Origin of the sequence: Klebsiella quasipneumoniae subsp. quasipneumoniae, from assembly GCF_020525925.1 — a bacterium.
GTDB classification, from domain to species: Bacteria; Pseudomonadota; Gammaproteobacteria; order Enterobacterales; family Enterobacteriaceae; genus Klebsiella; species Klebsiella quasipneumoniae.
The window spans coordinates 4,839,252-4,864,918 of sequence record NZ_CP084876.1 but is presented as its reverse complement, the minus strand read 5'-3'; the positions used below and the strand labels follow the sequence as shown (position 1 = coordinate 4,864,918).

The 25,667-nt window shown below is 58.7% G+C and carries 24 protein-coding genes, 3 tRNA genes and 1 pseudogene; 21 read left to right on the top strand and 7 right to left on the bottom strand.

The features are described 5' to 3' along the window. Positions 1–57: 57 nt before the first annotated feature. Positions 58–603, top strand: a complete 546-nt coding sequence (gene orn, locus LGM20_RS23330; RefSeq protein ID WP_004206435.1) for an oligoribonuclease — start codon at positions 58–60, stop codon at positions 601–603. Positions 604–646: 43 nt separating this feature from the next. On the opposite strand, the gene LGM20_RS23325 is transcribed toward orn, so the two are convergent. Next, complete coding sequence (locus tag LGM20_RS23325; RefSeq protein ID WP_004206436.1) at positions 647–1,378, bottom strand: transporter substrate-binding domain-containing protein; 732 nt, start codon at positions 1,376–1,378, stop codon at positions 647–649. 294 nt (positions 1,379–1,672) lie between these two features. Here LGM20_RS23325 and LGM20_RS23320 point away from each other — a divergent pair. The 3 genes from LGM20_RS23320 to LGM20_RS23310 all read left to right on the top strand — a co-directional run bounded on the left by LGM20_RS23320 (position 1,673) and on the right by LGM20_RS23310 (position 2,040). After that, positions 1,673–1,748 (top strand) — tRNA-Gly (locus LGM20_RS23320). A gap of 68 nt (positions 1,749–1,816) precedes the next feature. Next, positions 1,817–1,892: transfer RNA gene (locus tag LGM20_RS23315), tRNA-Gly, on the top strand. A 72-nt stretch (positions 1,893–1,964) separates the two neighbouring features. Beyond that, positions 1,965–2,040 (top strand) — tRNA-Gly (locus LGM20_RS23310). 270 nt (positions 2,041–2,310) lie between these two features. Here the strand turns inward: LGM20_RS23310 and queG are convergent. Continuing rightward, positions 2,311–3,450 (bottom strand): tRNA epoxyqueuosine(34) reductase QueG, encoded by a 1,140-nt coding sequence (gene queG / locus LGM20_RS23305; RefSeq protein WP_032454627.1) that lies wholly within the window; start codon positions 3,448–3,450, stop codon positions 2,311–2,313. Positions 3,451–3,463: 13 nt separating this feature from the next. Here queG and nnr point away from each other — a divergent pair, with 13 nt between their 5' ends. The 9 genes from nnr (at position 3,464) to hflC (ending at position 13,709) form a co-directional block, all read left to right on the top strand. Continuing rightward, positions 3,464–4,975, top strand: coding sequence for a bifunctional ADP-dependent NAD(P)H-hydrate dehydratase/NAD(P)H-hydrate epimerase (gene nnr / locus LGM20_RS23300; protein WP_162823534.1), 1,512 nt, complete (start codon positions 3,464–3,466; stop codon positions 4,973–4,975). Next, entirely contained in the window at positions 4,968–5,429 is a 462-nt protein-coding gene (gene tsaE / locus LGM20_RS23295; RefSeq protein WP_032454629.1) for a tRNA (adenosine(37)-N6)-threonylcarbamoyltransferase complex ATPase subunit type 1 TsaE, read from the top strand. The genes nnr and tsaE overlap by 8 nt, the downstream gene beginning before the upstream one ends. 16 nt (positions 5,430–5,445) lie before the next feature. Then, a complete protein-coding gene (gene amiB, locus LGM20_RS23290; protein ID WP_044525185.1) occupies positions 5,446–6,804 on the top strand; it encodes an N-acetylmuramoyl-L-alanine amidase AmiB in 1,359 nt (452 codons plus the stop codon). A 10-nt stretch (positions 6,805–6,814) separates the two neighbouring features. Beyond that, a complete protein-coding gene (gene mutL, locus LGM20_RS23285) occupies positions 6,815–8,674 on the top strand; it encodes a DNA mismatch repair endonuclease MutL (protein ID WP_044525186.1) in 1,860 nt (619 codons plus the stop codon). After that, positions 8,667–9,617: a tRNA (adenosine(37)-N6)-dimethylallyltransferase MiaA gene (miaA, locus tag LGM20_RS23280; protein WP_044525187.1), complete on the top strand. Its 951-nt coding sequence runs from the start codon at positions 8,667–8,669 to the stop codon at positions 9,615–9,617. Before mutL ends, miaA begins: the two co-directional genes overlap by 8 nt. Before the next feature lie 92 nt (positions 9,618–9,709). Next, on the top strand, positions 9,710–10,018 hold the full coding sequence (gene hfq, locus LGM20_RS23275; RefSeq protein WP_002885659.1) for an RNA chaperone Hfq: 309 nt from the start codon (positions 9,710–9,712) through the stop codon (positions 10,016–10,018). Between the two features lie 75 nt (positions 10,019–10,093). Continuing rightward, complete coding sequence (gene hflX, locus LGM20_RS23270) at positions 10,094–11,374, top strand: ribosome rescue GTPase HflX (RefSeq protein WP_004146725.1); 1,281 nt, start codon at positions 10,094–10,096, stop codon at positions 11,372–11,374. Positions 11,375–11,439: 65 nt separating this feature from the next. Further along, the gene (hflK, locus tag LGM20_RS23265; protein ID WP_004206443.1) at positions 11,440–12,702 is read left to right on the top strand and encodes an FtsH protease activity modulator HflK; all 1,263 of its coding nucleotides are present in this window, start codon (positions 11,440–11,442) and stop codon (positions 12,700–12,702) included. A gap of 2 nt (positions 12,703–12,704) precedes the next feature. Continuing rightward, on the top strand, positions 12,705–13,709 hold the full coding sequence (gene hflC / locus LGM20_RS23260; protein ID WP_004192484.1) for a protease modulator HflC: 1,005 nt from the start codon (positions 12,705–12,707) through the stop codon (positions 13,707–13,709). Between the two features lie 83 nt (positions 13,710–13,792). Here the strand turns inward: hflC and LGM20_RS23255 are convergent, their stop codons facing one another. Further along, positions 13,793–14,083, bottom strand: coding sequence for a hypothetical protein (locus tag LGM20_RS23255; protein ID WP_023291715.1), 291 nt, complete (start codon positions 14,081–14,083; stop codon positions 13,793–13,795). 223 nt (positions 14,084–14,306) lie between these two features. Between LGM20_RS23255 and LGM20_RS23250 the strand changes: the two genes are divergently transcribed. From LGM20_RS23250 to LGM20_RS23225, 6 genes are all read left to right on the top strand, one after another. Then, a complete protein-coding gene (locus tag LGM20_RS23250; protein WP_002885664.1) occupies positions 14,307–14,504 on the top strand; it encodes a DUF2065 domain-containing protein in 198 nt (65 codons plus the stop codon). A 102-nt stretch (positions 14,505–14,606) separates the two neighbouring features. Continuing rightward, entirely contained in the window at positions 14,607–15,905 is a 1,299-nt protein-coding gene (locus tag LGM20_RS23245; RefSeq protein ID WP_012543110.1) for an adenylosuccinate synthase, read from the top strand. 150 nt (positions 15,906–16,055) lie between these two features. Continuing rightward, entirely contained in the window at positions 16,056–16,481 is a 426-nt protein-coding gene (gene nsrR, locus LGM20_RS23240) for a nitric oxide-sensing transcriptional repressor NsrR (RefSeq protein WP_002885667.1), read from the top strand. Between the two features lie 36 nt (positions 16,482–16,517). Next, positions 16,518–18,956 carry a ribonuclease R gene (gene rnr, locus LGM20_RS23235; protein WP_023291716.1) on the top strand — a complete coding sequence of 813 codons (2,439 nt, stop codon included), beginning with the start codon at positions 16,518–16,520 and terminating at the stop codon, positions 18,954–18,956. A 79-nt stretch (positions 18,957–19,035) separates the two neighbouring features. After that, the gene (rlmB, locus tag LGM20_RS23230; RefSeq protein ID WP_002885669.1) at positions 19,036–19,767 is read left to right on the top strand and encodes a 23S rRNA (guanosine(2251)-2'-O)-methyltransferase RlmB; all 732 of its coding nucleotides are present in this window, start codon (positions 19,036–19,038) and stop codon (positions 19,765–19,767) included. 124 nt (positions 19,768–19,891) lie between these two features. After that, entirely contained in the window at positions 19,892–21,529 is a 1,638-nt protein-coding gene (locus LGM20_RS23225; protein ID WP_023291717.1) for an isovaleryl-CoA dehydrogenase, read from the top strand. On the opposite strand, the gene yjfN is transcribed toward LGM20_RS23225, so the two are convergent. Together yjfN and bsmA are read right to left on the bottom strand one after the other, a co-directional pair. Next, positions 21,520–21,795, bottom strand: coding sequence for a DUF1471 family protease activator YjfN (yjfN, locus tag LGM20_RS23220; protein WP_004206450.1), 276 nt, complete (start codon positions 21,793–21,795; stop codon positions 21,520–21,522). The two genes, LGM20_RS23225 and yjfN, sit on opposite strands and share 10 nt — an antisense overlap. Positions 21,796–21,932: 137 nt before the next feature. Beyond that, positions 21,933–22,241: a biofilm peroxide resistance protein BsmA gene (gene bsmA / locus LGM20_RS23215; protein ID WP_023291718.1), complete on the bottom strand. Its 309-nt coding sequence runs from the start codon at positions 22,239–22,241 to the stop codon at positions 21,933–21,935. A 209-nt stretch (positions 22,242–22,450) separates the two neighbouring features. Here bsmA and yjfP point away from each other — a divergent pair, with 209 nt between their 5' ends. Beyond that, positions 22,451–23,167: an esterase gene (yjfP, locus tag LGM20_RS23210; RefSeq protein ID WP_023291719.1), complete on the top strand. Its 717-nt coding sequence runs from the start codon at positions 22,451–22,453 to the stop codon at positions 23,165–23,167. Between the two features lie 16 nt (positions 23,168–23,183). After that, positions 23,184–23,663 (top strand): annotated as a pseudogene (locus LGM20_RS23205) (class II aldolase/adducin family protein); the annotation flags it as partial. 62 nt (positions 23,664–23,725) lie between these two features. Here the strand turns inward: LGM20_RS23205 and LGM20_RS23200 are convergent. Beyond that, the gene (locus tag LGM20_RS23200; RefSeq protein ID WP_023291728.1) at positions 23,726–24,919 is read right to left on the bottom strand and encodes an MFS transporter; all 1,194 of its coding nucleotides are present in this window, start codon (positions 24,917–24,919) and stop codon (positions 23,726–23,728) included. A gap of 149 nt (positions 24,920–25,068) precedes the next feature. Beyond that, positions 25,069–25,344 carry a YdgH/BhsA/McbA family protein gene (locus LGM20_RS23195; RefSeq protein ID WP_044525188.1) on the bottom strand — a complete coding sequence of 92 codons (276 nt, stop codon included), beginning with the start codon at positions 25,342–25,344 and terminating at the stop codon, positions 25,069–25,071. Positions 25,345–25,667: the final 323 nt, after the last annotated feature.

Sequence of the window (25,667 nt, the reverse complement as noted above, 5' to 3'; positions counted from 1 at the left end):
TCTATGATACACGCTATTTTAGATGAATATAGTCACGCAAGAAGGGTGGAAAATAGCATGAGTGCAAATGAAAACAACCTCATTTGGATCGATCTTGAGATGACAGGGCTGGATCCGGAGCGCGATCGCATTATTGAAATCGCCACCCTGGTGACCGATGCCAACCTGAACATTCTGGCCGAGGGGCCGACCATCGCGGTGCATCAATCGGATGCCCAGCTGGCGCTGATGGACGAGTGGAATGTGCGGACGCATACCGGCAGCGGGCTGGTGGATCGCGTGAAGGCCAGCGCCGTCAGCGAGCACGACGCCGAACTGGCGACCATTGAGTTTCTTAAGCAGTGGGTGCCGGCGGGCAAGTCGCCGATCTGCGGCAACAGCATCGGCCAGGATCGTCGCTTCCTGTTTAAGTACATGCCGCAACTGGAAGCCTATTTCCACTATCGCTATCTGGACGTTAGCACGCTGAAAGAGCTGGCGCGCCGCTGGAAGCCGGAAATTCTCGACGGCTTTAAAAAGCAGGGTACCCATCAGGCGATGGACGATATCCGCGAGTCAGTCGCCGAGCTGGCTTACTACCGCGAGCATTTCATTAAGCTGTAAACCGCGACCGGGCCCTGTGCGCGGCCCGGTACACCTTTCTGCGTTATTTAAACCACTTCTGCTGCATCTGCTGGAAGTCAGGCGTCGCCATGACCGCGGTCAGGGCATCGTTGATCGCATTCAGTAGCTCCGGATCGTCTTTGCGCACCGCAATCGCATACTGCTTACCGTAATAAGCCGGGTCGGTGGCACGTTCATCCATGATGGCGTAGTCAGGGTTCTCCTGCTGCCAGGCGTCGAGGGTGGCGAAGTCGCCCATGACGCCGGTTATTTGCCCGGCCTTCAGCGCGGCCAGGGCGCTGGCGACGTCGTCGTAAGGAACAGCCTGTACGGCTTTCTGTTTATCACGCAGATAGTGTTGATGCAGTGTGCCTTTCACCACGCCGACTTTTTTGGCTTTCAGGTCGGCAAAGGTATGGGCGACATCTTTGTTGACGATCACCACCCCGGAGAGCGCCTGGCGATAGGGACGGCTGAAGGCGACCTGCTTCTCACGCATCGGGATCACTTCCATGCCGGCAATCACCGCGTCAAATTTCTTGAAGCGTAAAGCCGGGATCAGCGTATCGAAACGCTGCGCCGTGAACTGGCACTGCGCCTGCATCTGCTGGCACAGGGCCTGGGCAAGATCGATATCGAAGCCGACAGGCTGATTTTTGCCGTTGGCGGTGACAAACGGCGGATTGGCCGTGCTGGTGCCAAAATGGAGCGTCTCGGCTGACGCGGTTCCGATGGCCAGCGTGCTCAGCAGCAGGACGGTGAGGACTTTTCTCATGCTAATTCCCTGTTTGGCGGCGTGGTGGCCTCGTTTTACGTCGCGCCACCGCTGTATGATGCGAGCGATTTTGCGTCATTCAGGCGGGCGGAAAAAGCGATTTTGCCCGAAATGACGCTTATTTATACAATTCAGCGGCGTAGGTGGCGAGAAAATATCCATTTAAACAAAAAACGCAAAAAAGTGATGAACAGGGGGTTGCAGGGGCATCGAATTCTCGTATAATGCGCCTCCCGTAACGACGCAGAAATGCAAATTACGACGCCATCGAAATATGGCAAAAAATGCAGTAACGCGGGAATAGCTCAGTTGGTAGAGCACGACCTTGCCAAGGTCGGGGTCGCGAGTTCGAGTCTCGTTTCCCGCTCCAAAATTTGAAAGCACCATCCTGATCAAAGGATTTCATCTCGCAGATGCGGGGCGAAAGCCAAAGATTAAGCGGGAATAGCTCAGTTGGTAGAGCACGACCTTGCCAAGGTCGGGGTCGCGAGTTCGAGTCTCGTTTCCCGCTCCAAAATTTGAATGACACACCACACCAGTCGCAGTTTTCAGGTTGCTACACAGTAGCTTGAATGACGATGATTAAGCGGGAATAGCTCAGTTGGTAGAGCACGACCTTGCCAAGGTCGGGGTCGCGAGTTCGAGTCTCGTTTCCCGCTCCAAATTTTCTTCCATCTCTTATTTATCCACAGTGCAATCCAGCGCCGGGGATGATTTTCGTTTGGTCTGCAGAAATACTGTGAACAGAGTTATCCACAGGTTGTCGTTTCGTCTCTGACGGCGTAAATGCTTCGCTTTGTAAATAATATCTTTATATCTAATTGAAATTTAACAATTAAATTTCATTTCGAAATGTTAATCCGATCACTTGACCTCGGTCTGCGCCTTGAAACGCAATGTGTTTTAGATTTTATTCACAGCCTGTGAATGAATCAGGCGTCGCGCGGCAGCCCTTTCTCTACCACCCTGACCAGACGTAATTTTTTCGGCAGCTGTACTTCAACGGCGTCGGCGCTCCGTTTTTTCAGCTGCTGGGCCATCGCCCACTCAATGTGTTCGTCGAGAAGCGGGTGCTCGCCCAGGCGACTCTCCAGCGCGCGAAGATGGGCTTCATCCCAGGGCGCATTACCCAGCGCGACGGCGATATTACGCAGCCAGCGCAGGTGACCAATGCGACGAATCGCCGACCCTTCGGTCACCTTCAGAAACCACGCTTCGCTCCAGGCGAACAGCTCCACCAGCGGCGGGGCATGCAGCGCCTGGCGCGGACTGAAATCCTCTTCATCGGTGAGCTGTGAGAAACGGTTCCACGGACAGATGAGCTGGCAGTCGTCACAGCCATAGATCCGGTTGCCGATGAGCGGACGGAATTCCTCCGGGATCGCGCCTTCCAGTTCGATGGTGAGATAGGAGATGCAGCGGCGGGCGTCGACGGTATAGGGCTCGACGATGGCCCCGGTGGGGCAGATGGTCATGCAGGCGACGCAGCGTCCACACTCCTCCGCGACCGGGCTGTCGACCGGCAGGGGCAGGTCAATCAGCAGTTCGCCGAGGAAAAAGAAGGATCCGGCGTCGCGGCTTAAGATAAGTGAGTGCTTACCTGTCCATCCAAGGCCCGCTTTTTCTGCGATGGGCCGCTCCAGAATAGGCGCGGAATCGACAAAAGGTCTAAAATTGAGCGAAGCACACTGTTCCTGAATCTTCTCACCCAGTTTTTTCAGGCGATTACGTAGCAGCTTATGATAATCACGCCCAAGGGCATAACGGCTGACGTAACCCAGCGCGGGATCTTTCAGGGTGCGGGCAAAGGCGGCGTTGGCGGGCAGATAGTTCATCCGCACGCTGATGACGCGTAACGTACCGGGCAGCAGTTCGTGGGGGCGGGCGCGCATCATACCGTGACGGGCCATCCACTCCATTTCGCCGTGGTATTGTTTATCCAGCCATGCCTGCAGTTTGGGTTCACTGGCGCTAAGGTCGGTATCGGCGATACCGACCTGCTGGAACCCGAGCTCTGTGCCCCATTGTTTGATTTGTTGCGCTAACTGAACGAGATCGAGGGGCTGTGACATGATGGACCATACAATGACGAAAAACCCTGACAGTATACCATACAACATTTGGCCTGCGGAGGCGCTGCGCCTGGCCGAACGAGAGGCGGCGGACAGCCTGGGACTGACGCTGTTTGAACTGATGCAGCGCGCGGGCGAGGCGGCGTTCCAGCTGGCCAGCCGCGCTTTTCCTGACAGCGCGCACTGGCTGATCCTCTGCGGGCATGGCAACAACGGCGGCGACGGATATGTCGTCGCGCGTCTGGCCCAGGCCGCCGGGCGGCGGGTGACGCTGCTGGCGGTGGAGAGTGACAACCCGCTGCCGGAAGAGGCGCAGGCGGCGCGGGAGGCATGGCTTAACGCCGGCGGCGTGATCCATGCGGACACTGTCCCCTGGCCAGACGATATCTCACTGATTATTGACGGCCTGCTTGGCACCGGGTTGCGCAGTGCGCCGCGCGAATCCATCGCGGCGCTCATCCACCAGGCGAACCACCATCCTGCGCCTGTGGTGGCTCTGGATATCCCTTCCGGCCTGAATGCGCAGACCGGCGCGACGCCGGGGGCGGTCATTCAGGCCGACCATACGCTGACGTTTATTGCGCTCAAGCCGGGGCTGCTGACCGGCAAGGCGCGGGATGTCGTCGGGCAGCTCCACCATCATGCGCTGGGGCTTGAGCGCTGGCTCGCCGGACAAAGTACTCCCCTGACGCGGTTTTGCGCCGCCCACCTTGCCGACTGGCTGCCGCCGCGCCGGGCTACCTCCCATAAGGGCGATCACGGCAAGCTGGCGATCGTCGGCGGCGAGCGCGGCACGGCAGGCGCGATTCGCATGTGCGGTGAAGCGGCTTTACGCGCCGGCGCAGGGCTGGTGCGAGTACTCACTCACCCTGAGAACGTAGCGCCCATTGTCACCGCCCGGCCGGAATTAATGGTGGATGAACTGACGCCGCAGACCCTGAAAGCCGCGCTGGAATGGGCGGATGTGGTGGCGATTGGCCCGGGCCTGGGGCAGAACGAGTGGGGACGCAGCGCCCTGCGCATGGTGGAAAGTGTTAACAAACCGATGGTCTGGGACGCAGACGCGCTGAACCTGCTGGCATTCAATCCCGATAAACGTCACAATCGCGTGCTGACGCCGCACCCCGGCGAAGCGGCCCGTCTGCTGAACGTCAGCGTGGCAGAAATTGAAAGCGATCGCTTACTTTCTGCGCAGCGTCTGGTAAAACGGTATGGCGGCGTGGTCGTGCTGAAAGGCGCGGGCACGGTGGTGGCCAGTGAAAGCGGGGCGATGGGTATTATCGACGCCGGCAATGCCGGGATGGCCAGCGGCGGAATGGGCGATGTGCTCACTGGCATTATCGCCGCATTGTTAGGACAGCACCTGACGCCGTATGATGCTGCCTGTGCCGGGTGCGTCGCGCATGGCGATGCCGCCGACCGACTGGCCGCCCGCGAGGGCACCCGCGGCATGCTGGCGACCGATCTCTTTTCCACGCTCAGGCGTGTTGTTAACCCGGATGTGATTGACGTAGACCATGATTAACCGAGTGATTCCTTTACCCGATGAGCAGGCCACGCTGGCCCTGGGCGACCGTATTGCGCAGGCCTGTACCGGCGCCACCGTGATTTACCTGTATGGTGACTTAGGCGCGGGGAAAACCACCTTTAGCCGCGGCTTTTTACAGGCGCTCGGTCACCGCGGCAATGTCAAAAGCCCAACCTATACCCTGGTGGAGCCGTACACCCTCGACAAACTGATGGTGTATCACTTCGATCTCTACCGCCTGGCGGATCCTGAGGAGCTGGAATTTATGGGGATCCGCGATTATTTTGCCGACGATGCCATCTGCCTGGTGGAATGGCCGCAGCAAGGCGCAGGTGTCCTGCCTGACCCGGACGTTGAAATTCACCTTGATTACCAGGCACAAGGGCGTGAGGCGCGCATGACCGCGATCTCCTCACGGGGTGAATCTTTACTGGCGCGTTTAGCCATTTAGCCTGAAGGATGACGGGATGAAGTATCGCATAACCACCTGGCTTGCCGCTGCGCTGATGCTGTCGAGTCTTCACGCCACTGCGGCGAGTTTATCCGATATCCAGGTCTCCAATGGAGACCAGCAGGCCCGTATTACTCTTAGCTTTGTCGGTGAACCGGAGTATTCCTTTACCCCGCAGGGCAAACGACTGGTGGCGCTGGATATCAAGCAGACCGGCGTATTGCAGGGACTGCCGCTGAAATTTAGCGGCAGCAACCTGGTGAAGAGTATTCGCGCCGGTACGCCGCAGGATACGCAGACGCTGCGTCTGCTGGTGGATCTGACGGAAGATGGCAAAACCCGGGCGGTGAAGCAGCAGAACGGGGCGAATTACACGGTGGTCTTTACCATCAACGCCGACGCGCCGCCACCGCCACCGCCGCCGCCTCCTGTGGTGGTGAAACGGGCCGACCCGCCGCCGGTAATGCCTTCCCGGACGGCGACGGCGGGACGCAATCCGTTTAGCTCGTCGGGCCACGATCGGCAGACGGTGATGACCCCCTCTCAGCCGGCGATGACCAACAATCAGACCGTGACCCGTCCGGCGGCCCGCACGGTGTCGGCGCAGGATAAGGTGATTATCGCCATCGACGCCGGGCACGGCGGTCAGGATCCTGGCGCGATTGGTCCGAATGGCACCAAAGAGAAGAACGTGACTATCGCTATCGCGCGCAAGCTGCGGGCGCTGCTGAACGCCGATCCGCAGTTTAAACCGGTGCTGACCCGTGACGGGGATTACTTTATTTCGGTAATGGGGCGCTCGGATGTGGCGCGTAAGCAAAACGCCAACTTCCTCGTCTCAATCCATGCCGACGCCGCGCCAAACCGCGATGCCACCGGCGCCTCGGTATGGGTGCTCTCGAACCGTCGCGCCAACAGTGAAATGGCCGGCTGGCTGGAGCAGCATGAGAAGCAGTCTGAACTGCTCGGCGGCGCGGGCGATGTGCTGGCGAACAGCCAGGCCGATCCCTACCTGAGCCAGGCGGTGCTGGATCTGCAGTTCGGTCACTCCCAGCGCGTCGGCTACGATGTGGCGACCAACGTACTCAGCCAGCTGCAGCGGATTGGCAATCTGCATAAGCGCCGTCCTGAGCATGCCAGCCTCGGCGTACTGCGCTCGCCGGACATTCCGTCGATCCTCGTGGAAACAGGCTTTATCAGTAACAACGGGGAAGAACGGCTACTGGGGAGCGATGATTACCAGGAGCAGATTGCGGAGGCGATTTACAACGGTCTGCGCAACTACTTTATGCAGCATCCGCTGCAGTCTGCGCCTCGCGGCGAGGCGGCGCAGACCGCCAGCGCCGCAGCGCCAGGCGGGATGTTGATTAACTAAGGAGCAGGGGATGCCGATTCAGGTTCTGCCGCCGCAGCTCGCCAACCAGATTGCCGCCGGCGAAGTGGTGGAACGGCCCGCGTCGGTGGTGAAAGAGCTGGTTGAAAACAGCCTTGATGCGGGCGCCACGCGAATTGATATTGATATCGAACGCGGCGGCGCGAAGCTCATTCGCATTCGCGATAACGGCTGCGGCATCAAAAAAGACGAGCTGGCGCTGGCCCTGGCTCGCCACGCGACCAGCAAAATCGCCTCGCTCGACGATCTCGAAGCCATTATCAGCCTCGGTTTTCGCGGCGAAGCGCTGGCCAGTATCAGCTCGGTGGCGCGCCTGACGCTCACCTCGCGCACGGCGGAACAGCAGGAAGCCTGGCAGGCGTATGCCGAAGGCCGCGATCAGGCGGTGACGGTGAAGCCGGCGGCGCATCCGGTCGGCACCACCCTGGAAGTCCTCGATCTGTTCTACAACACCCCGGCGCGGCGCAAATTTATGCGCACCGAAAAGACCGAGTTCGGCCATATTGACGAGGTGGTCCGCCGCATTGCGCTGGCGCGCTTCGACGTCACCATCAACCTCAGCCATAACGGCAAGGTGATGCGCCAGTATCGGGCAGTCGCTCAGGATGGCCAACGGGAGCGGCGGCTGGGAACCATCTGTGGCGCCGCCTTTCTTGAACATGCCCTGGCGATTGAGTGGCAGCATGGCGATCTGACCCTGCGCGGCTGGGTCGCCGATCCGCTGCATACCACCCCTGCGCTGGCGGAAATTCAGTATTGCTATGTTAACGGGCGGATGATGCGCGAACGGCTGATCAACCACGCTATCCGCCAGGCCTGTGAAGACAAGCTGGGGGCCGATCAGCAGCCGGCGTTTGTGCTGTATCTGGAGATCGATCCCCATCAGGTGGATGTGAACGTCCACCCGGCCAAGCATGAGGTGCGTTTCCATCAGTCGCGCCTGGTGCATGACTTTATCTACCAGGGCGTACTGAGCGTGCTGCAGCAGCAACTTGACGCGCCGCTGGCGGAAAAAGACGACCCGCCGGCGCCCCGTGCGATGCCGGAGAACCGGATCGCGGCGGGCGGCAACCAGTTTGCGCGGCCGTCGGAAGCGCGTGAACCGGCAACCCGTTTCAGCATCACGCCATCGCGTGAGTCTGCGGCCTCCAGCGGCAGGCCGGGCGGCGCGAGCTGGCCGCACGCGCAGCCGGGTTACCAGAAGCAGCAAGGGGCGCTTTATCGTCAGTTGCTCGACACGCCAACGGCGCCAAAGCCCGCGTTACAGACTCCGGGCACGGCGGAACTGGCCGGTCACAGCCAGAGCTTTGGCAGAGTGCTGACGATTGTGAGCCGCGACTGCGCGCTGCTCGAGCGCGAGGGCGGCCTGGCGCTGCTGTCGTTGACCGTTGCCGAGCGCTGGCTGCGCCAGGCGCAGTTAACCCCGGGAGCAGAGGCCGTCTGTGCCCAGCCGCTGTTGATCCCCCTGCGGTTAAAAGTGACGGAAGGGGAAAAACAGGCGCTGGCCGCCGCGCAGTCGGCGCTGACGCAGCTGGGGATCGATATGCATACCGATGCCCTGCACGTGACGGTGCGCGCGGTCCCTTTACCCTTAAGACAACAAAATTTACAAATCTTGATTCCTGAACTGATAGGCTACCTGGCGCAGCAAAACGCATTCGACGTCGGCAATATCGCCCAATGGATGGCGCGTAATCTGACGAGCGAACAGACGTCATGGAATATGGCGCAGGCGATTGCGCTGCTGGCGGACGTTGAGCGTCTTTGCCCGCAGCTGGTGAGAACGCCGCCGGGTGGCCTGTTACAACCTGTAGATCTCCATTCGGCGATGAATGCCCTGAAAGATGAATGATGTAACCGAGGCGAGCCTGCCCAAGGCAATTTTTTTAATGGGCCCGACGGCCTCCGGCAAAACCGCGCTGGCGATAGCCTTACGTAAAGTTTTGCCAGTAGAGTTGATTAGTGTTGATTCCGCCCTCATTTATCGGGGAATGGATATTGGCACCGCCAAACCGGATGCCGCAGAGCTGAGCGCCGCGCCGCACCGGCTGCTGGATATTTTGGATCCTGCAGAGGCCTATTCCGCGGCGGATTTTCGCCGCGATGCGCTGGCGGCGATGGCGGAAATTGTTGCCGCCGGGCGAATTCCGCTGTTAGTCGGCGGGACGATGTTGTATTTCAAAGCGTTGCTGGAAGGATTGTCGCCCTTACCGTCCGCTGACCCAGAGGTCAGAGCGCGGATTGAGCGGCAGGCCGCAGAGCAGGGGTGGAACGCGTTACATCAGCAGTTACAGGAGATCGATCCCGTGGCGGCTGCGCGTATTCATCCAAATGATCCGCAAAGGCTTTCCCGGGCACTGGAAGTTTTTTTCATTTCGGGTAAAACTTTAACGGAACTGACGCAAACGTCAGGAGACGCTCTGCCATATCAGGTGCATCAGTTCGCCATCGCCCCGGCGAGCCGTGAACTGCTCCATCAACGCATAGAACAGCGTTTTCATCAGATGTTAGCTTCAGGTTTTGAAGCAGAAGTACGGGCGCTTTTTGCCCGCGGAGATTTGCATACGGATATGCCTTCCATCCGTTGTGTCGGATACCGCCAGATGTGGTCATATCTCAATGGCGAGATCCCATATGATGAGATGGTTTATCGAGGTGTTTGCGCCACGAGACAGTTAGCCAAACGTCAGGTCACCTGGCTGCGCGGTTGGGAAGGTGTGCATTGGTTAGACAGTGAACAACCTGAACAAGCGCTCAACAAAGTATTACAGGTTGTTGGTGCGAGCCAGAACTGAACGTGTACAATTAAACGGTATCGTGCGTAATTTTTTTTGAGAATCGTAAGGTTCTGAGTACAAAACAAGCATACATATAAGGAAAAGAGAGAATGGCTAAGGGGCAATCTTTACAAGATCCGTTCCTGAACGCTTTGCGTCGGGAACGCGTTCCGGTTTCTATTTATTTGGTGAATGGTATCAAGCTGCAAGGGCAAATTGAGTCTTTCGATCAGTTCGTGATCCTGTTGAAGAACACGGTCAGCCAGATGGTCTATAAGCACGCAATTTCTACTGTTGTCCCGTCTCGCCCGGTGTCTCACCACAGCAACAATGCTGGCGGCGGTTCCAGTAACTATCACCACGGTGGTAGCGCGCAGGGCTCTTCTGCGCCACAACAAGACAGCGACGACGCCGAATAAGGCTAGTGCTGTTTTTCCACGCCGGGGAGCCAGGTTTTCTGCGTTCCCCGCTGGTATTTTATAAGGGGTTTACGCTTGTTTGACCGTTATGACGCCGGTGAGCAGGCGGTACTGGTACACATCTATTTTTCGCAAGACAAAGATATGGAAGACCTCCAGGAGTTTGAAACTCTGGCCTCTTCCGCCGGTGTCGAAGCAATGCAGGTGATTACCGGTAGCCGTAAAGCACCGCACCCGAAGTATTTTGTTGGTGAAGGTAAGGCAGTCGAAATTGCGGAAGCCGTTAAAGCGACCGGCGCTTCGGTCGTGCTCTTCGATCATGCCCTGAGTCCGGCGCAAGAACGCAACCTGGAACGCCTGTGCGAATGCCGGGTTATCGATCGTACCGGTCTTATTTTAGATATTTTCGCTCAGCGCGCGCGCACCCATGAAGGGAAACTGCAGGTCGAGCTGGCGCAGCTGCGCCATATGGCGACCCGCCTTGTCCGCGGCTGGACCCACCTTGAAAGACAAAAGGGCGGGATCGGTTTGCGTGGCCCGGGTGAAACCCAGCTCGAAACTGACCGTCGTTTATTGCGTAACCGCATCATGCAGATCCTGTCGCGGCTGGAAAAAGTCGAAAAACAGCGTGAGCAGGGGCGGCGGTCGCGCGCGAAAGCCGATATTCCAACCGTGTCGCTGGTGGGCTACACCAACGCCGGAAAATCAACGCTCTTTAACCAGATCACCGCCGCCGAGGTCTATGCCGCGAACCAGCTGTTCGCGACCCTGGACCCGACGCTGCGCCGCATTGACGTCCCTGACGTCGGCGAAACGGTGCTGGCCGATACCGTCGGCTTTATTCGCCACCTGCCGCACGATCTGGTGGCCGCGTTTAAAGCGACGTTGCAGGAGACGCGTCAGGCGACGCTGCTGCTGCATGTGATTGACGCGGCGGATGTCCGCGTGCAGGAAAACATTGATGCGGTAAATACGGTTCTCGCTGAAATTGAGGCCGATGAGATCCCGGCGCTGCTGGTGATGAACAAAATCGACATGCTGGACGATTTTGAACCGCGCATCGATCGCGACGATGAAAATAAACCGATTCGGGTCTGGCTTTCCGCTCAGACCGGGGTTGGCGTACCACTGCTTTTTCAGGCGTTAACGGAGCGCCTTTCCGGTGAAGTGGCCCAGCATACGCTGCGCTTACCGCCGAAAGAAGGGCGACTGAGAAGCCGTTTCTATCAGCTTCAGGCGATAGAAAAAGAGTGGATGGAGGATGACGGCAGCGTGAGTCTGCAGGTGCGCATGCCGATCGTTGACTGGCGGCGCCTCTGTAAGCAAGAGCCAACGCTTGTTGACTATGTGGTTTGACCTTGCAGCTTGCCTGAAGATATTGACCCCTGTGGGGATATCAAAAACAAATATGGAGCATATACATGGCGTGGAATCAGCCCGGTAATAACGGACAGGACCGCGACCCGTGGGGGAGCAGCAAACCTGGCGGCAACTCTGAGGGAAATGGCAACAAAGGCGGTCGCGAGCAGGGGCCGCCGGATCTGGATGATATCTTCCGCAAGTTAAGTAAAAAACTTGGCGGGCTCGGCGGCGGCAAGGGCGGACTGGGCGGCGGCAATAGCGCGCAGGGACCTCGCGGACCGATGGGCGGGCGTATTGTCGGCATCGTTGCCGCGGCGGCAGTGATTATCTGGGCGGCCAGCGGTTTCTATACTATTAAAGAAGCCGAACGCGGCGTGGTCACCCGTTTTGGTAAGTTCAGCCATCTGGTTGAGCCGGGCCTGAACTGGAAGCCGACCTTTATCGATAACGTGCAGGCAGTAAACGTGGAGTCGGTACGTGAACTGGCGGCGTCCGGCGTCATGTTGACCTCTGACGAAAACGTGGTGCGCGTTGAGATGAACGTGCAGTACCGCGTCACCGATCCGGAGCGCTATCTGTTTAGCGTCACCAGCGCGGACGACAGCCTGCGTCAGGCCACCGACAGCGCGCTGCGCGGGGTGATCGGTAAATACACCATGGATCGCATTCTGACCGAAGGTCGTACCGTGATCCGTAGCGATACTCAGCGTGAGCTGGAAGAGACGATTCGCCCGTACAACATGGGCATCACTCTGCTGGACGTCAACTTCCAGACGGCACGTCCGCCGGAAGAGGTGAAAGCCGCGTTTGACGATGCCATTGCCGCGCGTGAGAACGAACAGCAATACATTCGTGAAGCGGAGGCTTACACCAACGAAGTCCAGCCGCGCGCGAATGGTCAGGCGCAGCGTATCCTCGAAGAGGCACGCGCCTATAAGACCCAGACCGTCCTGGAAGCCCAGGGTGAAGTGGCTCGCTTTGCTAAGATCCTGCCGGAATACAAAGCCGCGCCGGAGATTACCCGCGAGCGTCTGTACATCGAAACGATGGAAAAAGTGCTGAGCCACACCCGTAAAGTGCTGGTTAATGACAGCAAAAACGGCAATCTCATGGTTCTGCCGCTGGACCAGATGCTGAAAGGCGCCGCTGCGCCGGCAGCAAAGAGCGATAGCAGTGACGCCAGCGATCTGCTGCGTCTGCCGCCTGCATCCAGCACTGGCAGCGCCAGCACCTCATCAACCTCGAGCTCAACCGGGGGTAGCATTATGGACCAACGCCGCGCTAACGCGCAGCGTAACGACTACCAGCGTCAGGGGGAATAACGATGCGTAAATCTGTTATCGCGATCATTGTCATCGTGCTGGTAGTGCTCTACATGTCAGTCTTTGTCGTGAAGGAGGGCGAGCGCGGTATCACGCTGCGTTTCGGTAAAGTTCTGCGTGACGACGAAAACAAGCCGCTGGTATATGCGCCAGGCCTGCACTTCAAGATCCCGTTTATCGAATCGGTGAAAATGCTGGATGCGCGTATTCAGACCATGGATAACCAGGCTGACCGATTTGTCACCAAAGAGAAGAAAGACCTGATCGTCGACTCCTATATTAAATGGCGCATCAGCGACTTCAGCCGTTACTACCTGGCCACCGGCGGCGGCGACGTCTCCCAGGCAGAGGTGCTGCTGAAGCGTAAATTCTCGGACCGTCTGCGTTCTGAAATCGGCCGTCTGGATGTGAAAGACATCGTCACCGACTCCCGTGGCCGTCTGACGCTGGAAGTGCGTGATGCGCTGAACTCAGGGTCGGCCGGTACGGAAGACGAGGTTAGCACGCCGGCAGCTGACGACGCGATTGCCAAAGCGGCAGAGCGCGTGGAAGCTGAAACCAACGGCAAAGTGCAGGTGATCAACCCGAACAGTATGGCGGCGCTGGGTATTGAAGTCGTCGACGTGCGTATCAAGCAGATCAACCTGCCGGCGGAAGTGTCGGAAGCGATCTACAACCGTATGCGCGCGGAGCGTGAAGCGGTTGCTCGTCGCCACCGTTCACAGGGTCAGGAAGAGGCGGAAAAACTGCGCGCGACCGCGGACTATGAAGTCACCAAGACGCTGGCGGAAGCCGAGCGCCAGGGCCGTATCCTGCGTGGTGAAGGCGATGCGGAATCGGCAAAACTGTTTGCCGACGCGTTCAGCCAGGATCCGGGCTTCTATTCCTTTATTCGTAGCCTGCGCGCCTATGAGAAGAGCTTCCAGAGCAATCAGGATGTCATGGTCCTGAGCCCGGATAGCGATTTCTTCCGCTATATGCGTTCACCGGATTCGGTGCGTAAATAAGTCGAAGATGACAGTAACCTACAGTGGTTAATGCAAAAAGGCGCCTGAGACAGGCGCCTTTTTTTATGCTACGACGGCGTGAATTAGTTGCCGAGCAGCTTGTTCAGCAGGCCGCCGATCACCGGCAGGCTCGCCAGCGTACTCTCGATGGTGCCGCCGATAGATGAGCCAACGCTTTCGCCCAGGGTTTTGCCCAGGTCCGGCGCCAGATCGGCCAGATTAATGGTGCCAAGCAGCGGCAGGTTGATGCTCAGGGCATCGGTGCCCATCGTCCATACGGCGGCGCCGACCTTACTACCTAAGGAGGCCAGGCCATCCTGTAACCAGCCTGCGCCGCTCACATTTTCGATTTCAAATGCGGTTAATTCTCTCATGATAATCTTCCTGATTATGTAGACGTACCGGGTTGTAGTACGCGACGGCATAGTTACAGTTTAAAAAATATCCATCAATACAATTAGTTGTGAATTATGTTTCACTTTGCTGGTTCATAATGAAGCTGAAATACGGGACAATGTGAAATGAGTGAATGAATTCACTGTGCTGGCCGATGACGCCTGCGAAGGCGGCGATGATACTTTTCAATTAGGGTTGACGATGAACTCCACCATTTGGCTGGCGCTGGCGCTGGTTTTAGTACTCGAAGGGCTTGGCCCGCTACTTTATCCGCGCGCCTGGCGCAAGATGGTCGCCAGCCTGAGCCAGCTCCCGGATAATTTATTGCGGCGCTTTGGCGGCGGACTTGTGGTTGCCGGGATTGTGATCTACTACATGTTGAGGAAATCGATTGGCTGATCAAAAAGTGGTCGGATTTGCCTTATTTTGGATGCAAAAAGTGCTGTAACTCTGAAAAAGCGATGGTAGAATCCATTTTTAAGCAAACGGTGATTTTGAAAAATGGGTAACAACGTCGTCGTACTGGGCACCCAATGGGGTGACGAAGGTAAAGGGAAGATCGTCGATCTCCTGACAGAACGGGCTAAATATGTTGTGCGCTACCAGGGTGGTCACAACGCCGGCCATACTCTCGTAATCAACGGTGAAAAAACCGTTCTCCATCTTATTCCATCAGGCATTCTGCGTGAAAACGTCACCAGCATCATCGGTAACGGCGTCGTGCTGTCTCCGGCTGCGCTGATGAAAGAGATGAAGGGCCTGGAAGACCGTGGTATCCCGGTTCGCGAGCGTCTGCTGCTCTCTGAAGCCTGCCCGCTTATCCTTGACTATCACGTGGCGCTGGACGTGGCGCGTGAAAAAGCGCGCGGCGCGAAGGCGATCGGCACCACCGGTCGCGGCATCGGCCCGGCTTACGAAGATAAAGTCGCTCGTCGCGGTCTGCGCGTTGGCGATCTGTTCGATAAAGCAACCTTCGCCGATAAACTGAAAGAAGTGATGGAATATCACAACTTCCAGCTGGTGAACTTCTACAAAGCAGAAGCCGTTGACTACCAGAAAGTGCTGGACGATGTGATGGCGATTGCCGACATCCTGACCGGCATGGTGGTGGACGTTTCCGACCTGCTGGATCAGGCGCGTAAACGCGGCGACTTCGTGATGTTCGAAGGCGCGCAGGGCACGCTGCTGGATATCGACCATGGTACTTATCCGTACGTAACCTCTTCCAACACCACCGCCGGTGGCGTGGCGACCGGCTCCGGCCTGGGCCCGCGTTATGTGGATTACGTTCTGGGTATCATCAAAGCTTACTCGACTCGCGTAGGCGCGGGTCCGTTCCCGACCGAGCTGTTTGATGAAACCGGCGAGTTCCTCTGCAAGCAGGGTAACGAATTCGGCGCCACCACCGGTCGTCGTCGTCGTACCGGCTGGCTGGACGCCGTCGCGGTTCGTCGCGCGGTGCAGATTAACTCCCTGTCCGGCTTCTGCCTGACTAAACTGGACGTCCTCGACGGCCTGAAAGAAGTGAAAATCTGCGTTGGCTACCGTATGCCGGATGGCCGCGAAGTGACCACCACTCCGCTGGCAGCCGACAACTGGGAAGGTATCGAGCCTATCTACGAAACCATGCCGGGCTGGTCTGAAACCACCTTCGGCGTGAAAGAGCGCAGCGGCCTGCCGCAGGCAGCGCTGAACTACATCCAGCGTATTGAAGAGCTGACCGGCGTTCCGGTTGATATCATCTCTACCGGTCCAGACCGTACCGAGACCATGATTCTGCGCGACCCGTTCGACGCATAATCACTCGCAAGGGGCGCCGTTCGGGCGCCCTTGTTTTTGCTGTTCGCCCGCCCCATTTTAAATAAATTAGCGGCCTGAGCGCTGGCTGGTTTATCATCAATAATAATGATGTCGCTCGACATACCCTGTTTTCTTTTCCCTGAGGTTTATGTGCAGTTAACGAGTTTCACCGATTACGGACTACGGGCGCTGATTTATATGGCGTCGCTGCCGGAAGGACGGATGACCAGTATCTCGGAAGTGACCGAGGTCTATGGCGTCTCCCGTAATCATATGGTTAAAATAATCAATCAGTTAAGTCGCATGGGCTACGTAACTGCCGTGCGGGGGAAGAACGGGGGCATTCGCCTCGGCAAACCAGCAGGACAGATCCGCGTCGGTGACGTGGTGCGCGACCTTGAACCCTTATCGCTGGTCAACTGCAGCAGCGAGTTTTGCCACATTACACCAGCCTGTCGTTTGAAACAGGCGCTAGCTGAAGCCGCGCAGAGTTTTCTCAAGGAACTGGATAACTATACGCTGGCTGATTTGGTTGAGAAGAATCAACCGCTTTATAAATTATTGCTGGTGGAGTGACGCCACTCTGCCGGAGATGACAACGGAGGAACCGATATGTCACAAGATCCATTCCAGGAACGCGAAGCTGAGAAGTACGCGAACCCAATCCCGAGCCGGGAATTTATCCTCGAACATTTAACCAAACGGGAAAAGCCTGCCAGCCGCGATGAGCTGGCCATCGAGTTAAATATCGAGGGCGAAGAGCAAACCGAAGCGCTGCGCCGCCGCCTGCGCGCGATGGAGCGCGACGGTCAGCTGGTCTTCACCCGCCGTCAGTGCTATGCGCTGCCGGAGCGCCTTGATCTCCTCAAAGGAACCGTTATCGGCCACCGTGATGGCTATGGTTTCCTGCGCGTTGAAGGGCGCAAAGACGATCTCTACCTGTCGTCAGAGCAGATGAAAACCTGTATTCATGGCGACCAGGTGCTGGCCCAACCGCTGGGCGCGGACCGCAAGGGCCGCCGCGAAGCGCGCATTGTCCGCGTCCTGGTGCCGAAAACCAGCCAGATTGTTGGCCGCTACTTTACCGACGCTGGCGTCGGTTTCGTCGTCCCGGACGACAGTCGCCTGAGCTTCGATATCCTGATCCCGCCGGAAGAGATTATGGGCGCGCGGATGGGCTACGTGGTGGTGGTCGAGCTGACCCAGCGCCCGACCCGCCGCACCAAAGCCGTGGGGAAAATCGTCGAAGTGCTGGGCGACAACATGGGTACCGGCATGGCCGTCGATATGGCGCTGCGCACCCATGAAATTCCATACGTCTGGCCGCCGGCGGTAGAAAACCAGGTTTCCGGCCTGAAAGAGCAGGTGCCGGAAGAGGCGAAAGCCGGGCGCGTCGATCTGCGCTCCCTGCCGCTGGTCACCATTGACGGCGAAGATGCCCGCGACTTCGATGACGCGGTGTACTGCGAGAAGAAACGCGGCGGCGGCTGGCGCCTGTGGGTAGCCATTGCCGACGTCAGCTACTACGTGCGTCCAGGGACGCCGCTGGACGCTGAAGCGCGCAGCCGCGGAACCTCGGTCTACTTCCCGTCGCAGGTGGTGCCGATGCTGCCGGAAGTGCTGTCTAACGGTCTGTGCTCGCTGAACCCGCAGGTCGATCGCCTGTGCATGGTGTGCGAGATGACGATTTCGTCAAAAGGCCGTCTGACCGGTTATAAATTCTATGAAGCGGTGATGAGTTCACATGCTCGCCTGACCTATACCAAGGTGTGGCATATGCTGCAGGGCGACCAGGAGCTGCGTGAGCACTACGCGCCGCTGGTGAAGCATATTGAAGAACTGCATAACCTCTACAAGGTGCTGGATGGCGCCCGCGAAGAGCGCGGCGGTATCTCATTTGAAAGTGAAGAAGCTAAATTCATCTTCAACGCCGAGCGCCGTATCGAGCGTATCGAACAGACCCAGCGTAACGATGCGCACAAGCTGATTGAAGAGTGCATGATCCTGGCGAACATCTCCGCTGCGCGCTTCGTTGAGAAGGCGCAAGAGCCGGCGCTGTTCCGTATTCACGATAAGCCGAGCACCGAGGCGATTACCGCGTTCCGCAGCGTGCTGGCGGAGCTGGGTCTGGAACTGCCGGGCGGCAACAAGCCGGAGCCGCGCGATTACGCAGAACTGCTGACCTCCATCGCCGATCGCCCGGATGCGGAAATGCTGCAGACGATGCTCCTGCGGTCGATGAAGCAGGCGGTCTACGATCCGGAAAACCGCGGCCACTTTGGCCTCGCGCTGCAGTCCTATGCCCACTTCACCTCGCCGATCCGTCGTTACCCGGATCTGTCGCTGCACCGCGCCATCAAATATCTGCTGGCCAAAGAGCAGGGGCATAAAGGCAATAGCACGGAGACTGGCGGCTGGCACTACAGCATGGAAGAGATGCTGCAGCTGGGCGAGCACTGCTCGATGACCGAACGTCGCGCCGATGAAGCGACGCGCGAAGTCTCCGACTGGCTGAAGTGTGACTTCATGCAGGATCAGGTAGGCAATATCTTCTCCGGGGTTATCGCCAGCGTGACCGGCTTTGGCTTCTTCGTTCGTCTCAACGATCTGTTTATCGACGGCCTGGTGCATGTTTCCTCCCTCGATAACGACTACTATCGTTTCGACCAGGTGGGGCAGCGTCTGATCGGCGAGTCCGGCGGGCAGACCTATCGCCTGGGCGACCGCGTGGAAGTCCGTGTGGAAGCGGTCAACATGGACGAGCGTAAAATCGACTTTACCCTGATCTCCAGCGAGCGCGCGCCGCGTAATGTCGGCAAAACCGCCCGTGAGAAAGCGAAAAAGAGCACCTCCGGCAAACCGGGCGGCCGTCGTCGTCAGGTTGGTAAGCAAGTGAACTTCGAGCCGGACAGCGCGTTCCGCAAAGAAAAAGACCAGGCGAAAGCGAAGCCGAAAGGCGAGAAGAAAGCGAAAAAACCGTCGGCGAAAACGCAGAAAATCGCCGCCGCGACCAAAGCCAAGCGCGCGGCAAAGAAGAAGAGCGCCGAGTGATTGACCACCCTTCACTCTGAAGTCTGCTGACGCAGAACGGGGTTAAGGGCGGATTACAGAACCTAAAACGAGTACATCAATGAGTGAAATGATTTACGGCATCCATGCGGTGCAGGCACTGCTGGAGCGCGCACCTGAGCGTTTTCAGGAAGTTTATATTCTGAAAGGCCGTGAGGATAAGCGCCTGCTGCCGCTGATCCACGCGCTGGAAGCGCAGGGCGTGGTGATTCAGCTGGCCAACCGCCAGTTCCTCGATGAGAAGAGCGAAGGCGCGGTACACCAGGGGATCATTGCCCGTGTGAAGCCGGGGCGTCAGTATCAGGAGAACGATCTGCCGGATCTGCTGGCGCAGCTCGATCAGCCGTTCCTGTTGATCCTTGACGGCGTGACCGATCCGCATAACCTCGGCGCCTGCCTGCGCAGCGCCGATGCTGCCGGCGTGCACGCGGTGATTGTGCCGAAAGATCGTTCCGCGCAGCTGAATGCGACGGCGAAGAAAGTGGCCTGCGGCGCGGCGGAGAACGTCCCGCTGATCCGCGTCACCAACCTGGCGCGCACCATGCGCCTGCTGCAGGAGGAGAACGTCTGGATCGTCGGAACCGCAGGTGAAGCCGACCATACGCTGTTCCAGAGCAAAATGACCGGGCCGATGGCGCTGGTGATGGGCGCGGAAGGCGAAGGTATGCGCCGCCTGACCCGCGAGCACTGTGATGAGCTGATCAGTATCCCGATGGCGGGCAGTGTCTCCTCGCTGAACGTCTCGGTGGCCACTGGCATCTGCCTGTTTGAGGCGGTACGCCAGCGCAGCTAAGCTGATCCGCTGACGGAACTGAAAAGCCATCCTCCGGGATGGCTTTTTTGTGACCGCTCTCGCGGGCGAGTATCTCCCTGGATAACCATACTTATGGTTATCGCCATTGATGGAGGGAGACACGATGCACTGGCAAACGCACACCGTTTTTAATCAACCGACCCCGCTGAATAACAGCAATCTGTTCCTGTCTGATACCGCCCTGCGTGAAGCGGTGGTCCGTGAAGGCGCCGGCTGGGATGGCGATCTGCTCGCCAGCATTGGCCAGCAGCTGGGGACCGCAGAATCGCTGGAGCTGGGACGCCTGGCCAACAGCAACCCGCCGGAGCTGCTGCGCTATGACGCCACCGGCGCCCGACTGGACGACGTTCGCTTCCACCCCGCCTGGCACCTGCTGATGCAGGGGCTGTGCGCGAACCGGGTGCATAATCTCGCCTGGCAGGAGGAGGCCCGTGAAGGCGCGTTTGTCGCGCGCGCCGCTCGCTTTCTGCTCCACGCCCAGGTAGAGGCCGGAACGCTGTGCCCGATTACCATGACCTTCGCCGCGACGCCTCTGCTGCAGCACGCCCTGCCTGCGCCTTTTGGCGACTGGCTGTCGCCGCTGCTGAGCGACCGTTACGATCCCCACCTCGCGCCGGGCGGCCAGAAGCGCGGCCTGCTGATTGGCATGGGGATGACCGAGAAGCAAGGGGGCTCCGATGTGCTGAGCAATACCACCCGCGCGGAGAAAACGGCGGAAGGGTTTTACCGGCTGGTGGGACACAAATGGTTCTTCTCGGTGCCGCAGAGCGATGCCCACCTGGTGCTGGCCCAGGCGCCTGCGGGTCTGTCGTGCTTCTTTGTGCCGCGCCTGCTGCCCGACGGACAGCGCAACGGCGTGCGGCTGGAGCGCTTAAAAGAAAAGCTCGGCAACCGCTCCAACGCCAGTAGCGAAGTGGAGTTTTATGACGCCTGCGGCTGGCTGGTGGGCGACGAGGGCGACGGCGTGCGGCAGATCCTCAGGATGGGCGGCCTGACCCGCTTTGACTGCGCGCTGGGTAGCCATGCCCTGATGCGCCGGGCCTTCTCGGTGGCGCTGTATCATGCGTTACAGCGCCAGGCGTTCGGTAAAAATCTGGTCGATCAACCGATGATGCGCCAGCTGCTGGGGCAAATGGCGCTCCGTCTTGAAGGACAAACCGCGTTCCTGTTTCGTCTGGCGCGGGCCTGGGACCGTCGGGATGATGCCCGGGAAAGCGCCTGGGCGCGTCTGTTTACGCCTGCGGCCAAGTTTGCCATCTGCAAGGCAGGCATCCCGTTCGTCGCTGAGGCGATGGAAGTCCTGGGAGGGATCGGCTATTGCGAGGAGAGTGAGCTGCCGCGGTTGTATCGCGAGATGCCGGTCAACAGCATCTGGGAAGGCTCCGGCAATATTATGTGCCTCGATGTGATGCGGGTGCTGAGCAAGCAGCCGGCGGCGATGGAGCTGCTGGCCGCGGAGTGTGCGGAGGTGAAAGGACAGAACCGCCATCTCGACCGCGCATGGCGTCAGCTGCAGCAATTGCTGAAACGACCCGCCGAAGAGCAGGGCAGAGAGATTGCCCGGCTGGTCTATCGTCTGGGGGCGGGAGCGCAGATGCTGCGTTTCGCTTCGCCGCCGCTGGCCGAAGCCTGGTGCCGGATGATGCTCGACACGCGCGGCGGCATACGTCTTGACGCGCCGACCCTCGACGACCTGCTGCTGCGGGCCATGGGGCGGGGGCGTCAGGCGCCTCAGGCGTAGAGAATGGCCTGCACGCGCCAGCTGTCCGGCTGTTGTTCCTCGTACATCTGAATAATGCGATACCAGGAGGCGCCTTGCTCGTCCGCTTTGCGGGCAATGGCGTGCTCCACATCCTGTTGGCTGCCGGAAAGATTAGCGACGGAGATCAGACCGATTTCATTCAGGCCGGTGACGCAATCCGCGCTGGCGAATTCGGCTGACTGCGCGGAGGTGTTGGCCGTCGCAGTGGTTAACAGCAGGCTGGATAGGGTAAAAGATCGTTTCATCGTCAGCTCCATTTCACGTAGTCCCAAGGGCAGTCCGTTGCTAACGTCCTGCCAGGTGGCTGGCCGAACGTTATTATGCACAGGAGAACGTGAATGGACGCAAAGCTGTGTAAAGCAGATTTAAAGACGCCGCCTCGTCATCGACGATAGAGGATCGCCTGCGAATACCACTGGCCGGGTACCATGGTGTCATCGATCATGATGATGACGTAGTAATCGGCTTTGGCCGCTTCTGCTTTGGCCTTCAGCGCCGCTTCGACATCCATCGGCGAACCGTACATCAGTACGCTCACCGTGGCCATTTTCTGCAGGCCAGCCGTCTGGTTGCGCTGGATCTCCTGCGGATGGTCGGTGGCGGGCGGCGGGGCTTCCGGCGTTCCCTGCAGAGCGCTACACCCGCTGAGGACGATAGCCAGTAACCACGGACAAAACCTGCGCATAACCATATCTCGTTTCCTGATAGTGATAGTGTAGTGGTAGCCTTAACAGGATTTCCGGGGAATGTTCCCGAACTGTTATCTCTGACGCGATTTTCGAATGAAAATGTTGTGAAAGCGTAACCGGGTTCTCAACATTATGAATCGTAGCAAACGGGGTTGCCTGGTGAATGCATTTTCCCATGCTGCCTAACCACAATAGAGAAGGGAGACGATAAATGATTGCACTCGAAATGCGCAACCTCGGCGGTGGCGAAATTTTGCATGCCTGCCCGCAGGAGAGTCTGGATAAGCCACTGCCCTGTATCGTCTTTTATCATGGCTTTACCTCGTCAAAACTGGTTTACAGCTACTTTGCAGTGGCGCTGGCCCAGGCGGGTTTCCGGGTGATTATGCCGGACGCGCCGGAGCATGGCGCGCGCTATCACGGTGATGAGACCGGGCGGATGCAGCGCTTCTGGCCGATCCTGCAGCAGAATTTCAGAGAGTTTCCCGCGCTGCGCGAGGCGATTATCGCCGAAGGCTGGCTGGAAGGAGAGCGACTGGCGGTGGCGGGGGCGTCGATGGGGGGAATGACGGCTCTGGGTATCATGACGCATCATCCCGAGCTGAACAGCGTCGCCTGCCTGATGGGGTCGGGTTATTTTCGTTCGCTGTCGCAAACCCTGTTTCCCTCGCCTGGCTTTGATGGCGACAGCCTCAGCGAGTGGGATGTCAGTCATCAGCTGGCGTCGCTCGCCCGGCGGCCGCTGCTGCTCTGGCATGGCGATGCCGACGACGTGGTGCCGCCGGCAGAGACCTTCCGGCTTGAGCAGGCGCTCAGGCAGAGCGATCTTGCCGCCAGGCTGACCTGCGTCTGGCAGAAAGGCGTCCGCCATCGCATCACCCCGGAGGCGCTGGCCACGACGGTCGCCTTTTTCCAGCAGCATCTTTAAACGCGGATCACGCTGACGTCCCTCCTCTGATACCGCTACCCATCTGGCGCTCTATCGCCGTTATCCCGGCCTTGGCGGGGTAGTGCATACCCATTCGACGCACGCTACCGCCTGGGCACAGGCGGGGCTGGCGGTCCCGGCGCTCGGCACCACCCATGCGGACTACTTTTTCGGCGATATCCCTTGCACCCGGGCGCTTAGCGCGCAGGAGGTGGATGAGGCCTACGAGCTGAACACCGGAAAGGTGATTATCGAAACGCTGGGCGAGGCAAACCCGTTGCATACGCCGGGGATCGTCGTCTATCAGCACGGGCCGTTCTCCTGGGGGAAAGACGCCCACGAGGGGGTGCACAACGCGGTGGTGATGGAAGAGGTGGCGCGCATGGCGTGGATTGCCCGCGGCATTAATCCGCGGCTGCAGCCGATTGACAGCTGGCTGATGGAAAAACATTTTCTGCGTAAACACGGGCCGAACGCCTACTACGGGCAGAAGTAAACGACGCGCTCCGGGGCTTTCACCGTCACGGTAAAGCAACTGGTCTGGCCCCGGAGCCGTTTTTAGCCCTGACGATAAGCCGACGGCATAGCGCGCATGCCGATGAGCGTGACCACGCAAATTATCGCGCCAGCGTAAAACGTCGAAGCGGCGCCGAAGGTTTCCCACAGCACGCCTGCGCCGGTACTGGCCAGCAACAGCGCCAGGCCGCTCATCAGGTTGAACATACCGAACGCCGTGCCGCGTAGCGCCGGCGGCGCCGTATGGGCGACCATCGCCGCCAGCAGCCCCTGGGTCATCCCCATATGAATTCCCCACAGCGCGACCCCGACCAGCAGCGTGCTCCAGTGGGCGCTGAGGGCCAGCACGATATCGGCGAGGATCAGCACCAGCAGTCCCCACTGCAGCAGTTTGCTGTGGCTCATGCTGTCAGAGAGCTTGCCGAACGGGTAGGCCGTAACGCTGTAGACCAGGTTCATCGCCACCATTACCAGCGGAATGGTAAACAGCGGGATCTCCATCTGCTGGGCGCGCAGCACCAGAAAGGCTTCGCTGAAGCGGGCGAGGGTGAAGATGCTGCCGATGGCGACCACCCACCAGTAGGCGGCGGAGAGCTTTTGCAGATTTTCGCGCTTCAGCGGATTACTGCGTTGATGGTCGATGGCGGATTTTGGCTCCTGCAGGCCAAAACCCAGCAGGAGAATAGAGAGCACGGCGGGAATAACCGCCACCCAGAATATAGCGTGAAAATCGTTGGCCCAGATAAACATCAGCAGCACCGCCAGCAGCGGGCCGAGAAAGGCGCCAACGGTATCCAGCGCCTGACGTAGCCCGTAGGCGGCGCCGCGGATCTCCGGTGGGGTGACGTCGGCGACCAGCGCGTCGCGCGGCGCGCCGCGAATGCCTTTGCCTACGCGGTCGATCATGCGGGCGCTAAACACCACGCCGGCGGTCGGGGCGATGGCAAACAGCGGCTTGCTGAGCGCGCCCAGGCCGTAGCCCAGCAGCGCCAGCCCTTTGCGCTTACCGACGTAGTCGCTGATCGCGCCGGAGAAGATTTTCAGGATCAGGGCGGTGGCTTCCGCCAGCCCCTCGATAAGACCGATGATAATCACGCTGGCGCCGAGGGTGGTGGCCATAAACAGCGGTAAGAGACTGTGGATCATCTCGGACGACACATCCATCAGCAGGCTGACGCCGCCGAGTACCCAAACGCCTTTGGGGATGCGGCCTAAGGTGGCGAAACGCGGAACCATCAATCACTCCTGAATATCAAATGGCGAGTGGCTGATTAAATCAGGTTGCGATGACGCTGATAAGTTGATTTATAAAATTATTCTCAATTGCGTTTAGCCGCTGGCCTTGCTTCGCCCCTCGCGAGGAGAGGCGAAGAATGGGCCCGACATTAGCGGTAAATCACCGCGCTGGCGCGAAGCGGGCCGTTGGTTTCTGGTTCGTGCATCAGGATGGGCTGAAAATATTTCGCCCCCTGCGCATCGCTCAGCTGGCTAAGGACCTGTTCGGCCTCGTGCTCAGTGGCCATATTGTGATTGATATAGATAACGCCGAGGCTCTGCACATCGTCCATGTTGCGGGCCTGTCGTTCGGTGATTTGGATAGCTGCCAACGCGTTGGCGCTGAAGAAAAGCGCAGCCATCATGGCGATGATTTTCAGTTTCATATACTACGCTCCTGACTGACAGTCCTGACGCTGACTCGGGGCTCTCCTGTGGTCATTGGGTTTCTGATTTAAGTGTAATCGCTGATTGAACGGCGTATCGCGACCTTTTCTGATGCAGTTGTTCAAAAAAATGCCGCTTCCTTTGCTGGTTAATTTTAAATCACCCACTTAGCGCCACTTGGCGCTTAGTGCGAATTATTTGTGCAAATGCGCTTGTGTTCCTGGGGGGCCGCCATTAGAATGACGCGTCAATTTTTCAGCCGCCCTTTAACACGTTCCTTGCCTCCATGGGCCGCGGCTGACCCAGACAGGAGGCTGAATAA

What these genes read in the sequence shown, in the direction of transcription:
- orn (WP_004206435.1), top strand. Translation starts at nt 58, where the DNA reads ATGAGTGCAAATGAAAACAACCTCATTTGGATCGATCTTGAGATGACA.
- LGM20_RS23325 (WP_004206436.1), bottom strand. Translation starts at nt 1,378, where the DNA reads ATGAGAAAAGTCCTCACCGTCCTGCTGCTGAGCACGCTGGCCATCGGA.
- queG (WP_032454627.1), bottom strand. Translation starts at nt 3,450, where the DNA reads ATGTCACAGCCCCTCGATCTCGTTCAGTTAGCGCAACAAATCAAACAA.
- nnr (WP_162823534.1), top strand. Translation starts at nt 3,464, where the DNA reads ATGACGAAAAACCCTGACAGTATACCATACAACATTTGGCCTGCGGAG.
- tsaE (WP_032454629.1), top strand. Translation starts at nt 4,968, where the DNA reads ATGATTAACCGAGTGATTCCTTTACCCGATGAGCAGGCCACGCTGGCC.
- amiB (WP_044525185.1), top strand. Translation starts at nt 5,446, where the DNA reads ATGAAGTATCGCATAACCACCTGGCTTGCCGCTGCGCTGATGCTGTCG.
- mutL (WP_044525186.1), top strand. Translation starts at nt 6,815, where the DNA reads ATGCCGATTCAGGTTCTGCCGCCGCAGCTCGCCAACCAGATTGCCGCC.
- miaA (WP_044525187.1), top strand. Translation starts at nt 8,667, where the DNA reads ATGAATGATGTAACCGAGGCGAGCCTGCCCAAGGCAATTTTTTTAATG.
- hfq (WP_002885659.1), top strand. Translation starts at nt 9,710, where the DNA reads ATGGCTAAGGGGCAATCTTTACAAGATCCGTTCCTGAACGCTTTGCGT.
- hflK (WP_004206443.1), top strand. Translation starts at nt 11,440, where the DNA reads ATGGCGTGGAATCAGCCCGGTAATAACGGACAGGACCGCGACCCGTGG.
- hflC (WP_004192484.1), top strand. Translation starts at nt 12,705, where the DNA reads ATGCGTAAATCTGTTATCGCGATCATTGTCATCGTGCTGGTAGTGCTC.
- LGM20_RS23255 (WP_023291715.1), bottom strand. Translation starts at nt 14,083, where the DNA reads ATGAGAGAATTAACCGCATTTGAAATCGAAAATGTGAGCGGCGCAGGC.
- LGM20_RS23250 (WP_002885664.1), top strand. Translation starts at nt 14,307, where the DNA reads ATGAACTCCACCATTTGGCTGGCGCTGGCGCTGGTTTTAGTACTCGAA.
- LGM20_RS23245 (WP_012543110.1), top strand. Translation starts at nt 14,607, where the DNA reads ATGGGTAACAACGTCGTCGTACTGGGCACCCAATGGGGTGACGAAGGT.
- rnr (WP_023291716.1), top strand. Translation starts at nt 16,518, where the DNA reads ATGTCACAAGATCCATTCCAGGAACGCGAAGCTGAGAAGTACGCGAAC.
- rlmB (WP_002885669.1), top strand. Translation starts at nt 19,036, where the DNA reads ATGAGTGAAATGATTTACGGCATCCATGCGGTGCAGGCACTGCTGGAG.
- LGM20_RS23225 (WP_023291717.1), top strand. Translation starts at nt 19,892, where the DNA reads ATGCACTGGCAAACGCACACCGTTTTTAATCAACCGACCCCGCTGAAT.
- yjfN (WP_004206450.1), bottom strand. Translation starts at nt 21,795, where the DNA reads ATGAAACGATCTTTTACCCTATCCAGCCTGCTGTTAACCACTGCGACG.
- bsmA (WP_023291718.1), bottom strand. Translation starts at nt 22,241, where the DNA reads ATGGTTATGCGCAGGTTTTGTCCGTGGTTACTGGCTATCGTCCTCAGC.
- yjfP (WP_023291719.1), top strand. Translation starts at nt 22,451, where the DNA reads ATGATTGCACTCGAAATGCGCAACCTCGGCGGTGGCGAAATTTTGCAT.
- LGM20_RS23200 (WP_023291728.1), bottom strand. Translation starts at nt 24,919, where the DNA reads ATGGTTCCGCGTTTCGCCACCTTAGGCCGCATCCCCAAAGGCGTTTGG.
- LGM20_RS23195 (WP_044525188.1), bottom strand. Translation starts at nt 25,344, where the DNA reads ATGAAACTGAAAATCATCGCCATGATGGCTGCGCTTTTCTTCAGCGCC.